Origin of the sequence: Halomonas sp. SpR1 (assembly GCF_031010175.1) — a bacterium.
Classification (GTDB): domain Bacteria; phylum Pseudomonadota; class Gammaproteobacteria; order Pseudomonadales; family Halomonadaceae; genus Vreelandella.
This window is the reverse complement of record NZ_JAUAMB010000003.1, coordinates 98134-111427: the sequence shown is the minus strand read 5'-3', so window position 1 is coordinate 111427 and position 13294 is coordinate 98134. Positions and strand designations below refer to the sequence as shown.

Genomic DNA, 13294 nt, shown 5'->3' with positions numbered 1-13294 from the left:
AATTTGGAATGCATTGAGCGTTTTTTTTCGTTTGTGAACCGTTGCGTGAATTTGCTTTGATACTGTCATTCACATGAAATGACAGGAGACGTCACGACAATGGATCTTCCCCATGTAAGTGCCGCGCTGGGTGTCATACACCCGATTTGTATTGCGCGTGGGCGTAATGCTGAAGTTTGGGATGAAGCCGACCAGCGTTATATCGATTTTATCGGTGGCATTGGCGTGCTGAATCTTGGCCATAGCCATCCAGCGGTTGTCGAAGCCGTTAAAGCCCAAGTCGAGACCTTAATGCACTCTGCCTTTAATGCGCTGCCGCATCGAGGCTATCTAGCGGTGACGGAAGCGCTGAATCAGTTCGTGCCGGTCTCGTATCCGTTGTCGTGCATGTTGACGAACAGTGGCGCAGAGGCCACCGAAAATGCGCTTAAAGTTGCCCGCGGCGTGACGGGGCGGCAAGCGGTTATTGCGTTTGATGATGCTTTCCATGGCCGGACGCTGGCAGCGTTAAACCTAAATGGCAAAGTTAAACCTTACAAATCGGGATTAGGCGCCTTGCCGGGGCCGGTTTATCACCTGCCTTTTCCTAGCCGGGATAGTGGTGTGACAGCGGAGCAGGCGCTTACTGCGCTGGAAAGGCTGTTTGACGTTGAAATACCTGTCGATGAAGTCGCCAGCATTATCGTTGAGCCCATTCAGGGCGAAGGTGGCTTTCGTTTACTCTGCCCGAAGTTTGCCAAAGTACTGCGAGACGTTTGCGATAAACACAACATCGTATTGATTTGTGACGAAATTCAGTCTGGCTTTGGGCGAACTGGCCAGCGGTTTGGCTTTACCCATTTGGGCATCGAGCCGGATCTCTTGCTAATGGGGAAGAGCATGGCCGCAGGCTTGCCGTTAGCCGCAGTGGTAGGCCGGCGCGAATTAATGGATGCGTTGCCCAAAGGCGCCTTGGGCGGCACCTATTCGGGGAATGCGGTGGCCTGCGCGGCTGCACTGGCAGTGATGGATGCCATGCAGGAAGACGCGCTAAGTGCATGGTCAGATGCACAAGAAGCGGCGATTGTTAGTGCTTATCAGCGCTGGAAAGCAAGCGAGCGCTTCCCCATGGTGGGGGCGATGACAGGCATTGGCGCTATGCGCGGCATTGTCTTTGAAGACACTGAAAACGCGACGGGGGCGGAGCACCTGGCCAACCTGTTGGCAGCCGGTCGTGATGCCGGGGTTTTATTAATGCCCAGTGGCCGTAAACGTAATGTCCTGCGCTTATTGCCGCCTTTGACCACCGAACCAGAGATCATGGCAGAAGGCCTGGGGCTCATCGAGCAGGCGCTGGAGACGCTCAAGGCATGATCGCAATGGTAGGCAAGGTGGCCGTGCAAAGAGGGTATGTGGCGTTTCTAGAGGCCTTGCGCGCCCGCGGCTTTGAGGGCGAAATCGCCCCGGATTATGCCAACCGCACGGTGCTGGCGACGGATAACTCGATATACCAGCGCCTGCCTCAGGCAGTGGTGTTTCCTAAGCACGCAGCAGACCTTGAACGCCTGGCAAAACTGGCTGCTGAACTGCCGCATCGCGATATTCTGCTAACGCCCCGCGGCGGCGGCACCGGCACCAACGGTCAGTCCCTCACCGACGGTATCGTGGTGGATGTCTCCCGCCATATGCACCAGATCCTTGAGATCGACGTTGAAAACCGCCGGGTGCGTGTCCAGGCGGGGGTGATCAAAGACCAGCTCAACGCGGCGCTCAAACCCCACGGGCTGTTTTTCGCCCCGGAGCTCTCCACCTCCAATCGCGCCACCCTTGGCGGCATGATCTCCACCGATGCCAGCGGCCAGGGCAGCTGCGAATACGGCAAAACCCGCGATCACGTACTGGAACTGGATACCATTCTGATCGGCGGTCAGCACCTGCACAGCCGTGCTTTAACCCAGGACGAAGAACAGGCCGAGCGCCAGCAGGAAGGCATTCTTGGCCGCGTGCATACCACCGCCGCCGAGATTATCGACCAGCAGCGTGAGCTGATTGCGGCTAAATTTCCGCCGCTCAACCGCTGTTTAACCGGCTACGACCTGGCCCATTTGCGCGATGGTGACGGCCAGCTTAACCTCAACAGTCTGCTGTGCGGCTCGGAAGGCTCATTAGGCTTTCTAAACGAAGCGGTGCTCAATGTGCTGCCGATCCCCAAGCATTCCACGCTGGTCAACGTGCGCTATACCAGTTTTATGGACGCGCTGCGCGATGCCAAAACGCTGAAAGCCGCCAGCGCTCGACCCACCTCCATCGAAACGGTGGATGACACCGTCCTCCAGCTCGCCATGGAGGACTTTGTCTGGGACAGCGTGGCCGAGTTTTTCCCAGCAACCGGAACGGCGCCGATTCGCGGCATCAATCTGATCGAGTTTAATGACGACAATGAAAACGCCCTCACCGAGCGGGTAAGGTCTTTTACCGAACAACTGAGCCAAGACACCAGCGTCGAGCGCCTGGGCTATACCCTGGCCGAAGGGCGCGGGCAGATTCAAAAAGTCTATGCCATGCGCAAACGTTCGGTGGGCCTGCTCGGCAATGTCCAGGGTGAGAAGCGCCCGATTCCATTTGTGGAAGATACCGCCGTGCCACCGGAGCATCTGGCGGACTTTATTGCCGAGTTTCGCGCCGCGCTGGATGCCCGCGGGCTTGCTTACGGCATGTTTGGCCATGTGGATGCAGGGGTACTGCACGTACGCCCCGCCATCGATATGAAGGATCCCGAGCAGGAAAAACTGATTCGAGCGGTCTCCGATGAGGTGGCAGCGCTTACCCAAAAATACGGCGGCCTGCTGTGGGGCGAACACGGCAAGGGCGTGCGCTCGGAGTACGCCCCCAGGTTCTTTGGCGAACTCTACCCCAGCCTGCAGCGGGTCAAAGCCGCCTTTGATCCGTTTAACCAGCTAAACCCTGGCAAGATCGCAACGCCCTCCGAGAGCAGCAAGCTCATCGCCAAGGATAGCGACCCCGATCTGCTGACCATTGATGGCGTGCCCATGCGCGGCCAGCTCGACCGTACCATCGACGAGCGTGCCTGGCAGGCTTACGACGCCGCGGTCTACTGTAACGGCAACGGCGCCTGCTACAACTACGATGTCGATGACCCCATGTGCCCGTCCTGGAAGGCCACCCGCGATCGCCGCCACTCGCCCAAAGGCCGCGCCAGCCTGATTCGCGAATGGCTGCGCCTGCAGTCCCAGGCGGGTATCGATGTGGTGGAAGAGTCGCGCAAGAAGAAAGCCGAGGGCGGCTGGGGCTTTATTAAACGCTTTCCGCTGCGGGTGGCGAATACCCTAAGCCGCAAACAGCACCACGACTACTCCCATGAAGTCTACGACGCCATGGCGGGCTGCCTGGCGTGCAAATCCTGTGCGGGTCAGTGCCCGATTAAAGTCAACGTACCGCAGTTCCGTTCGCAGTTCTTGGAGGTCTACCACGGCCGCTACCTGCGCCCGCTGCGCGACTACGTCATTGGCGGCACCGAGTTTATGCTGCCCACCCTGGCCAAGGCCGCGCCGCTGTATAACGCGGTGATTGGTCAACGCTGGGTAGAGCGGTTAATGCGCCGTACGCTGGGCATGAGTGATTCCCCCGCACTCTCTCGGGCCAGCGTTAAAAAGCAGCTGCACGCCTGGGGCATCGCCGAGGCAACGCCCCTCTCGCTGGCCCTGCTCACCGAACAGCAGCGCGCCAACAGCGTGATTATTGTTCAGGACGCCTTCACCACCCACTTTGAAGCCAAGCTGGTAATGGATGTCGTCGAGCTGTTGTCGCGACTTAACCTGCGCGTGTTTGTGATGCCCTTCTCCGCGAACGGCAAACCACTCCAGGTGCAGGGCTTTTTGGGAGCCTTCGAGCGTACCGCCGCCAAGCAGGCCGAGCGGCTGCGCACCCTGGCGCGCTTTGATATCCCCATGGTGGGTATCGACCCGGCGATGACGCTGACCTATCGCCAGGAGTACGTCAAAGCGTTGGGCAATGAGGCGGTGCCTGAGGTGCTGATGCTGCAGGAGTGGCTGGCGACCCGCATCACTACCCTGGCGCCCAGCCAGCTTAAGCTCACCGACCCAGGATTTAAGCTGCTCTCCCACTGCACCGAGAAGACCAACGCGCCGGGCAGCCCCAAAGCGTGGCAGCAGGTGTTTGCGGCGTTTGGGTTAGAGCTTGAATTGATGGCCACCGGCTGCTGCGGCATGTCCGGCACCTACGGCCACGAAACCCGCAACACTGCTACGTCAAAAACGATCTACGCCCAGTCCTGGCAGCCCCAGGTCGAGGCCGATGACAACACGGGTAAGCTGTTGGCTACCGGATACTCCTGCCGTAGCCAAGTGCAACGTTACTCAGCGCAAACGTTGCTCCATCCCCTGCAGGCACTATTGGCGCAATTGACGTCGGTATCTCACCGTTATCCCAACAATAGGCAAGAGAGAGCAATAAAATGACCCAAGCAGATCTTCTTTCCAGCAATGAGGTTCGCGACCGTTTTTCCAAGGCCATGTCGGCCATGTATCAAACAGAAGTGCCGCAGTACGGCACGCTGCTTGAACTGGTGGAAAGCGTCAACCAGGAAACGCTTAGCCAGCAGCCTGAACTGCACCGTCGACTGGAAGCTCAAGGAGAGCTGGCACGTTTGAGTGTAGAGCGCCACGGAGCGATACGTGTGGGAACAGCTGACGAGCTTTCCATGCTGCGCCGTCTGTTTGCCGTCATGGGTATGTACCCGGTGGGTTATTACGACCTTTCTGAAGCGGGGGTGCCGGTTCACTCAACGGCCTTCCGGCCCATTGATGATGACGCTCTGGCAATCAACCCTTTCCGGGTGTTTACCTCGCTACTGCGTTTAGAGCTCATTGAAAGTGATGCACTGCGCCAGCGTTCAGAAGAAATTCTGGCGAAACGCGATATTTTTACCCTGGGTGCGCGCGAGCTGATTAAGCGTCATGAAACCCAGGGGGGATTAACCAGTGAGGAAGCCGACCAGTTTGTAATGGAAGCACTGGAAACCTTCCGCTGGCACCAGGATGCCACGGTCAATCTGGATACCTATCAAGCGTTACACGACGAGCATCGTTTGATTGCTGATGTGGTGTGCTTCCGCGGGCCGCACATCAATCACCTGACGCCGCGTACCCTGGATATCGACGAAGTACAGCGCCGTATGCCGGAGATGGGCATGAACCCAAAAGCCGTTATTGAAGGGCCGCCGCGCCGTGAGTGCCCCATTTTGCTGCGTCAAACCAGCTTTAAAGCGTTAGAAGAGTCGATTCGCTTTGCTGGTGACGCCCAAGGTACCCATACCGCACGTTTTGGTGAAATCGAGCAGCGCGGTATGGCGCTAACGCCGAAAGGCCGTGCGCTGTATGACCAGTTGCTCAACGAAGGCCGCCAGCAGACCGCTGGGCTGGATAACGACGCACACCAAAAGGTCATGAAAGACGTCTTTGCCAAGCTTCCTGATAATGACGAGGCCATGCGCCGAGAGGGCCTGGCGTATTTTCACTATCACCTGACAGCCGCAGGTCAGGCCGTTAAAGAGAGTACCGGTCACGATATAGAAGCGTTGATCGAGCAAGGCCTGGTGGAAGCTCAGCCAATTACTTATGAAGACTTTCTACCGGTCAGTGCGGCGGGCATTTTCCAGTCGAACCTGGGGGGAGGGCAGAACGAGGCCTATGCGGGTAACGCTAATCGTGATGCCTTCGAAGAGGCGCTAGGTGTTCAAGTAACGGATGAGCTGTCACTCTATGCGGAACGCGAATACGCTTCTAAAGCCAAGGTGCTGGCAACGTTAAACGATGAGGTACTCGTTTAGAATCTACATGCAGCACAAGGATGTGCTGCAGTATCTTTAATTTAAAAGATGGCATTTAAAACATAAAAACGTGCGCATGCGGTTAACTCGCGGCGCACGTTTCTATTTCAGGTATGCATGCTTGATTAGATAAGCACCCTTAGACACTGGCCTGCATGGTATAGCGAGAAACCGCTTTCATAAGCACAGCTCCATAACGGGCGTGCTTTAATGGGTTTAGGCTGCGATAACGGCAGAGGGAGCAGGCTGTCATCGCCCTTGGCAATATAGTGAGCAAACCCCTCACCAACCACGGTACCGGTGGTAATGCCGCGCCCGTTGTAACCGGTGGCTGACAATATCCCTGGCGCAGGTTCAAAAATGCGTAAGGTGTGGTCAGGAGTAAAGGCGATCTTGCCCGTCCAGGTGTATTGCCAGCGAACGTTGCCGAGCGCAGGGAAGTAGTGGTTCTGTATCGTATCGGCCCAACGGGTCAGGTAGGCCAGCGGTTTGCCTTCGCCTTTGCCCAGGCTGCCCAGTAACAGGCGACCTTCCTTATCGCGCCGGATGCTGCTCAGCACGGTGCGGGTGTCCCAAGCACCTTGCTTGCCTGGGAGAATCGCCTCGGCGGCTTCGCTGGTAAGAGGTTCCGACGCCAGTTGATAGTAATGCCCAGTGAAAAAGTGCTTGCGGACTTGATTCCAGTCATCTTCTGTATAGGCGTTGGTGGCCATCACCACTCTGTTCGCGGTCACGCTACCGTCTTGGGTCAACACGCGCCAGCGGTCTCCTTGTTGCTCGATACCAGTGACTGCACTGTGGCAGTAAAGCGTGGCGCCTAAGTTGGCCGCCGTGCGAGCAAGTCCTCGCGTGTAGGCGCATGGATTGATAGTACCCGCGCGCTCATCAAGAAGCGCTGCCTGTATCTGGGACGTGCCGGTCGCAAGCTCGCATGCCTCACCTTCCAGGAGCGTCACCGGCGCCCCACGGTTTTGCAACTGATCGCGACGGCGGGCGAGCTCTTGGCAGCCTTTGGCATTATGGCCAAGGTGCAGCGTACCTGTTCGGGTAGCATCGCATGCGATCCCATGGCGCTCGATGAGATCGAAGACCTTTGACGGCGCGCCGCCCAGCACCGTGTTAGCCCGCTCACCGTTCTCTTTGCCCAGTGCGGCCACAATGTCATCGGGGGGTATCCAAAGCCCGGCATTGACCAGACCAACATTGCGTCCTGACCCGCCACTGGGGATATCCCCCGCCTCCAGCAAGGTTGCTTGGATACCTTGCTCGGCCAGGTGCAACGCGGTGGAGAGACCCGTAATCCCGCCGCCCACGACACACACATCGACCTCTTCATGGCTGGCTAACGCGGGGTAGTCGAGAGGCGTTTCAGCGCTCGTTTCGGGCCAAAGGCAGCGCTCGGAGAGGGTCGTTGGCATTTTAATACCTCCTTAAAAAGAAGCGCAGGCCGGCCCAAGGCCGACCTTATGTGTGGCTATGAAGTCGCTTGAGAGGTGGGAGCAGAGTGTGGCGCTTCAGTCGCGTTTGTTTCAGGCTGCTCGGGTTCGTCGCGGGGAATAAAGCGGCCGGTGAGCGCCCACAGCAGCCCGAATAGCGGCGATAGCCAGCAAGCAAAGGCGAAAGGTGCATAGGCCAGTGTGGGTACCCCGATAGTCGACGACACAAACCCACCGCCCATGTTCCAGGGAATCAATGGAGAAGAGAGCGTGCCGTTGTCTTCGATCGAGCGCGACAGCGTACAGGTTTTGTAGCCCATGGCCTGATACTGACCTTTTAGCAAACGGCCGGGTAACACCAGCGTTGTATACACATCGCCGATAATCGTGCTCACCGCGAGCGTCGTGCCGGAGCTTGTCGCCACCAGGCTGAAGCGACCTTTAATCAGCCGCATTAGCTGCTTGATGATCGCATCCACAGTGCCATACGCCTCCAGCATGCCAGCGAACCCCAACGCAAAGAACGTCAAGGTAACCACCCAGGTCATGGAGAGCACGCCACCACTGCTTAGCAGTGCATCAATCGCCGAATTGCCGGTATTGCTGCTAAAACCATTCTGCATGGCATCGAATACGGCGTGTAAGGTTTCGCCTTGAACACCGATGGCCACCAAACCGCCTATCGCCGCGCCGGTAAAGATGGTGGGAAAGGGAGGAAACTTGAACAGTGCCAGACCAATCACAACAACGGGTGGAATCAGCGTAACCCAGGAAAGTGTAAAGGTGGCATCAAGGGCCTGGCGAAAGGTGGCAATATCCGTGCTGCGTTCAAACTGACCGCCATAGTCAGCGCCCAACCACACATAAAGCACCAACGCTATGAGCATCGCGGGCACTGTGGTCGCCATCATGCTGCGTATATGGCTCCATAGATCCGTTTCACAGACCGCCGGTGTTAAATTGGTCGTCTCTGATAAGGGCGACATTTTATCGCCAAAGAAGGCACCTGAAACGAGCGCGCCGCCCGTTAGGTGCATGGGAATGCCCAGCCCCTCGCCGATGCCCATCAGGGCAAGCCCGAGTGTCCCGACTGTTCCCCAGGAAGTGCCCGTTGCGAGCGATACCAGGGCACTAATCACACAAGTAGCGACGAGGAAATAGGAGGGCGAAACCAGTTGAAAACCATAATACATCAGCGTGGGCACTGTGCCGGAAAGGATCCAGGTGCCAATCACCATGCCGACCGCCAAGAGAATAAAAATGGCGGGCATGCCGAGCTTGACCACCTCTAGCATAGAGGCTTCCATTTTTTCCCAGGGGACGCCCCGTATACGCCCGCATATGGCGCAAATCATAATGCCGAAAACTAACGGAATATGGGGAGTAAAGTCGGAGAAGATAAAAAACTGCAGTATAAGAATGGCAGTAGTGGCCAGGAGTGGTAATAGCGCCATCGCGAGGCCCGGCGTCGGGCCGATTTGGACATCGTCACGCATACATCACCTTCTTTTTTATGTTTTTAGTAAGGGCTCCTTACATAAGAGCCCTTGCTTGATGGGGAAGGGTTAGTCGAATTTAATGCCTTGCGCTAACGGCAGTTCACGGGAGTAGTTCACGGTATTGGTTTGGCGACGCATATAGCTCTTCCAGACGTCAGACCCTGACTCACGACCGCCGCCGGTCTCTTTCTCGCCGCCAAAGGCGCCGCCAATTTCAGCGCCGCTGGGGCCGATGTTGATGTTAGCGATGCCGCAATCACTGCCAACGGCGGAGACGAAGGTTTCAGCCTCACGCACATCGGTCGTAAAGATGCAGGATGACAGCCCCTGGGGAACGTCATTATTGGTGGCAATGGCCTCATCCAGCTCTTGATAGGTGAGCACATAGAGAATGGGCGCAAAGGTTTCGTGCTTGACCAGCGAATTTTGCTCGGTTACCTCAACAATGGCGGGTTCCACGTAGTAGCCATCATCGTTATTGGCAACATCGACACGTTCGCCCCCGAAGACATTCGCACCCTGCTCACGTGCTTTGGCCAATACGCTCTGCATCGCATCAAAGGCTTGTTGATCAATCAGTGGGCCTACCAAGTTGCCTTCCAGTGGGTTGCCAATGCTCACCCCTTGGTAGGCCTTTTTCAGCCGCGCTAACACGTCATCTTTTATGGACTCATGAACGATCAAGCGGCGTAGCGTGGTGCAGCGCTGTCCAGCCGTACCTACCGCGGAGAAGAGAATGGCGCGCGTCGCCATGTCCAGATCGGCACTCGGTGCCAAAATCATCGCATTGTTGCCGCCCAGCTCGAGAATGCTACGGCCAAAGCGCGACGCTACTTTGGGGCCGACTTCGCGACCCATACGGGTGCTGCCAGTGGCACTGATAAGCGCCACGCGTGAGTCATCTACTAGCTGCTCGCCCGCTGCCCGTTCGCCAATAATCACCTGGCTCAGGTGCTCGGGCGCTTCATCACCGAATTCTTCTATTGCGCGATCCAATAACGCTTGGCAGGCGAGTGCTGTTAACGGGGTTTTTTCAGAGGGTTTCCATAGCAGGCTATTACCACATACCAGGGCCAGGGCCGAATTCCATGCCCAAGGGGCAACAGGGAAGTTGAACGCGGTAATCAGGCCAATCGGGCCCAATGGATGCCAGCTCTCACGCATATGGTGGCCGGGGCGCTCGGAAGCAATGGTTAGGCCAAACAACTGGCGAGATTGGCCAACGGCGAGATCGCAAATATCGATCATCTCCTGAACTTCGCCCAGGCCTTCCTGAAGAATCTTGCCGCACTCCCAGGTGACCAACTCACCCAACGACTGTTTATGTTCGCGCAATTGCTCGCCAAACAGGCGAACCAATTCACCGCGACGCGGCGCTGGCACACGCTTCCAGGCTAAAAAAGCTTTTTCTGCATTCGCGATAGCGGTATCGATTTCGCTGTTGGAGGACGTTGTTAGACGACCAATCTCGCTGCCATCAATGGGGGTGGTTACAACAAGGTCACCGCCTTGATACTGCTCTTTTGCGACGCCCATTTTTTCCATCAGGGAATGAATCATTGCTTCACCAAATATTGAGTTGTGAGTAAATTGGTTGCAGGGCCAGTATTGCGAGGGTATTGGTGAGCCATCAAACGATGTTTATGAAAAATATCATTCCTTTATTTCATAAGGTGGGTTGGGATGCGACGTCGACATTTGCCTTCATTAACCGGCTTGCACTGTTTTGAAGCAGCTGCGCGCCATCTAAGTTTCACCCGTGCAGCGGATGAGCTCAGTTTGACCCAGAGCGCCGTGAGCAAGCAGGTCTCGCATCTGGAAGCGACGCTGCAACATCCGCTATTCCGGCGGGTAAGAAAGCGGTTGCATCTAACGCCGGAAGGGGCGGTTTACTTGAGTGAAGCGCGCAAAATATTAGCTCAGGTGGAGATGTCGACACGCTATATGCAGTCTTATGGCGTGGAGTCCGATGTATTGAATGTTGCCACCTTGCCCACTTTTGGTGCGCGTTGGCTCATCCCACGATTGAAGGGTTTCCGCTTTAAACACCCAAGCATTAACCTCAATATTTCGAATCGAGCCGAACCCTTTGACATGCAAAAGGAGCGCATTGAGATTGCGTTCTTTTTTGGCCATGGAGTATGGCCGCGCGCTGAGTGCATTAAGTTATTGGATGAGGAAGTCGTGCCTGTCTGCGCGCCTGGCGTGATGGAGCAAACGGACGTTAATGACCCGCTTGCACTCACCAAGATGATTTTGTTGCAGGTATCGACGCGTCCGGAAGCCTGGCACGACTGGTTTGAAGCCCAGAATCTATATACAGAGCACAGCTACCACGGGCCAAGGTTTGATACCTTTTATATGGCACTAAGAGCCGCGCGAGCAGGGTGTGGTGTCGCGTTAGTACCGAGGTTTCTTGCTCAAGAAGAGCTTGATGAAGGGAAACTGGTTATTCCCTGGCCGTTCTCACTCAACAGCCAGGATGCTTACTATATGGCCTACCCAGAACACATGGCTGATCTACATAAGGTCAAATCATTTACTGAATGGATTAAAGCGCGACTATAAGTGCCAAGCAGCGTTACTCGCTGCTTGGCACTTTATGCGTTACTCGATAATGCCCTGTTCCCGCGCCATGGCGTAAGCCGCTTTCGGGCCGTCCCACAGTGAGGGCAATAGAATGAACGACACCGGAATAGCGGTAATCACAATAAATTGTTGAAGGGCCGAGATTTGGCCAGCGCCCATATATAAAAGTACGGCTGCCATAATCGCCATGGCGATTCCCCAGAAGGCGCGCATATAAGGGCTGGGGTCGTCGTGGCCCGCACCCACTACCGCAATGGCGTAGCTCATCGAGTCGCCGGTGGTGGCGACGAATATCGTCGTCAACACTAAAATGGCCAGTGTCATCCAAGCACCGCCCGGCAGGGCCTGGGCAACTGTCAACGTCGCGACATCAAACTGGAAGCTATTAAGTGCCTCGGTGAGCTCAATTGCGTCAGTCATCTGGTAATAAATACCCGACCCGCCGAGCAGGGTAAACCACACGGTGGTGGCGATGGGGGCGAGAACCGCTACCGCGACGATCATTTCGCGGATGCTGCGGCCGCGGGAAATACGTGCCACAAAAATCGCTACCAGCGGTCCAAAACCGATAAACCAGGCAAAGAAGAAAACCGTCCACCACTGCAACCACCAGGCGGGTGCGGTTTCTGCTGTGATGGTGGCCATGGGGAAGAATTCATTCATATAGACCCCCATGCTGGAAAGGTAGCTATTGAATAAAAACAGGCTAGGGCCAAACAGCATAATGACGCCACCCACTGCCATGGCCAGGAACACATTAAAACGGCTAAGTAATTGCATCCCTTTGTGGACACCACTCATGGCAGAAAGCACGTACATACTGGCTAACACCGCTAATATAACCAATTGGCTGGTGTAGCTGTTGGGAAGACCAAACACCTCATGCAGGCCAAAACTGACCTGAGTCGCTAAAAAACCGATGGGGCCAACCGTACCGGCGACAACCGCTATAACGCAGCACGCATCAATGATGCCACCCAAGGGCCCGCGCATTAGCCGCTCTCCTAATAGCGGGTAGAGCAGGGTGCGCGGCTGTAATGGTTGACCTTTCACATAGTGAGCATGGGCAAGCACGATAGCGGTTAACGATCCTAACACCGCCCAGCCAATAAACCCCCAATGCATAAACGACTGCGCCAAGGCGTTGGAAACGGCTTCCGTCGTGCCTGCTTCGCTACTAAAAGCGGGCGGCGTTACAAGGAAATGGTAGACCGGCTCACCGGCGGCAAAAAATACCCCGCCGCCCGCCAGCAGCGTACACAAAATAATCGAGAGCCACTTAAACGTGCTCATTTCTGGTGCATCTAAATTGCCGATTTTGGCTTTTGCGGCTGGGGTTATCGCCAAACCCATCGCAATAAAAAAGGTAAGTAGCAACAGCAGTTGGAAGTAACTACCCAAGGCTAATGCCGTCCAAGCGAAGCCTTTGCTGATGGACTCAGCGACGAGTGTTACGTCGTAAAGCGATAGCGCCAGGAAAGCGACGATAAAGCCGATGCTCAAGATTAAAACGACAGGATCGCCGAGCGAAAGCCGCCCAGAACCGTTAACGTCAGGGACTTCGCCGCATGTGGCGGGGTGATTCATGGTGAATACCTTGTAGGGGCAGGGCTGGCAAAACAGCAGCCTATCAACGTCTTTTTAAGCGGCGTAGTGCTGATTAATTAGTGCTGAATAACATGCCAAATAACGGATAAAAAAAAGCGCCATTCAATGAATGGCGCAAGGACAGGAAACTGAGCATAGTATACCGCCAATTTAGACTAACGTCTAACATGATTTATCTTGGTGCGTTGTCAGGGTGCAAATGCACCATATTGGCGAAATAAGGTCAGGAGTGAGCGCTTAAAAAGTTGCTTAATAACTTGATAAACCAATAAAAAACTAAAAATGGCAGCATTGCTGCAAAGCTAAAGCATATT

The 13294-nt window shown here is 55.7% G+C and carries 8 protein-coding genes; 4 read left to right on the top strand and 4 right to left on the bottom strand.

Annotated elements, in window-relative coordinates; all coding sequences use genetic code 11:
• Positions 1–99 precede the first annotated feature (99 nt).
• Genes QT231_RS03645 through QT231_RS03635 form a run of 3 tightly spaced genes read left to right on the top strand, consistent with a single transcriptional unit; the run spans position 100 to position 5848 of the window.
• Entirely contained in the window at positions 100–1353 is a 1254-nt protein-coding gene (locus QT231_RS03645; RefSeq protein ID WP_308335574.1) for an aspartate aminotransferase family protein, read from the top strand.
• Complete coding sequence (locus QT231_RS03640; protein ID WP_308335573.1) at positions 1350–4478, top strand: FAD-binding and (Fe-S)-binding domain-containing protein; 3129 nt, start codon at positions 1350–1352, stop codon at positions 4476–4478. Before QT231_RS03645 ends, QT231_RS03640 begins: the two co-directional genes overlap by 4 nt.
• The gene (locus tag QT231_RS03635; RefSeq protein ID WP_308335572.1) at positions 4475–5848 is read left to right on the top strand and encodes a VOC family protein; all 1374 of its coding nucleotides are present in this window, start codon (positions 4475–4477) and stop codon (positions 5846–5848) included. Before QT231_RS03640 ends, QT231_RS03635 begins: the two co-directional genes overlap by 4 nt.
• A 125-nt stretch (positions 5849–5973) precedes the next feature.
• On the opposite strand, the gene QT231_RS03630 is transcribed toward QT231_RS03635, so the two are convergent.
• The 3 genes from QT231_RS03630 to QT231_RS03620 all read right to left on the bottom strand — a co-directional run bounded on the left by QT231_RS03630 (position 5974) and on the right by QT231_RS03620 (position 10343).
• The gene (locus tag QT231_RS03630; RefSeq protein WP_308335571.1) at positions 5974–7266 is read right to left on the bottom strand and encodes an FAD-binding oxidoreductase; all 1293 of its coding nucleotides are present in this window, start codon (positions 7264–7266) and stop codon (positions 5974–5976) included.
• Between the two features lie 56 nt (positions 7267–7322).
• Complete coding sequence (gene nhaC / locus QT231_RS03625) at positions 7323–8780, bottom strand: Na+/H+ antiporter NhaC (protein WP_308335570.1); 1458 nt, start codon at positions 8778–8780, stop codon at positions 7323–7325.
• Positions 8781–8849: 69 nt separating this feature from the next.
• Positions 8850–10343 carry an aldehyde dehydrogenase family protein gene (locus QT231_RS03620; protein ID WP_308335569.1) on the bottom strand — a complete coding sequence of 498 codons (1494 nt, stop codon included), beginning with the start codon at positions 10341–10343 and terminating at the stop codon, positions 8850–8852.
• Positions 10344–10466: 123 nt separating this feature from the next.
• Between QT231_RS03620 and gcvA the strand changes: the two genes are divergently transcribed.
• Positions 10467–11351 (top strand): transcriptional regulator GcvA, encoded by an 885-nt coding sequence (gene gcvA, locus QT231_RS03615; RefSeq protein WP_308335568.1) that lies wholly within the window; start codon positions 10467–10469, stop codon positions 11349–11351.
• 39 nt (positions 11352–11390) lie between these two features.
• Here the strand turns inward: gcvA and QT231_RS03610 are convergent, their stop codons facing one another.
• Positions 11391–12959 carry a BCCT family transporter gene (locus tag QT231_RS03610; protein WP_308335567.1) on the bottom strand — a complete coding sequence of 523 codons (1569 nt, stop codon included), beginning with the start codon at positions 12957–12959 and terminating at the stop codon, positions 11391–11393.
• Positions 12960–13294: the final 335 nt, after the last annotated feature.

Coding starts and splice junctions, on each gene's coding strand:
- QT231_RS03640 (WP_308335573.1), top strand. CDS start 1,350: ATGATCGCAATGGTAGGCAAGGTGGCCGTGCAAAGAGGGTATGTGGCG.
- QT231_RS03610 (WP_308335567.1), bottom strand. CDS start 12,959: ATGAATCACCCCGCCACATGCGGCGAAGTCCCTGACGTTAACGGTTCT.
- QT231_RS03645 (WP_308335574.1), top strand. CDS start 100: ATGGATCTTCCCCATGTAAGTGCCGCGCTGGGTGTCATACACCCGATT.
- gcvA (WP_308335568.1), top strand. CDS start 10,467: ATGCGACGTCGACATTTGCCTTCATTAACCGGCTTGCACTGTTTTGAA.
- QT231_RS03620 (WP_308335569.1), bottom strand. CDS start 10,343: ATGATTCATTCCCTGATGGAAAAAATGGGCGTCGCAAAAGAGCAGTAT.
- nhaC (WP_308335570.1), bottom strand. CDS start 8,780: ATGCGTGACGATGTCCAAATCGGCCCGACGCCGGGCCTCGCGATGGCG.
- QT231_RS03635 (WP_308335572.1), top strand. CDS start 4,475: ATGACCCAAGCAGATCTTCTTTCCAGCAATGAGGTTCGCGACCGTTTT.
- QT231_RS03630 (WP_308335571.1), bottom strand. CDS start 7,266: ATGCCAACGACCCTCTCCGAGCGCTGCCTTTGGCCCGAAACGAGCGCT.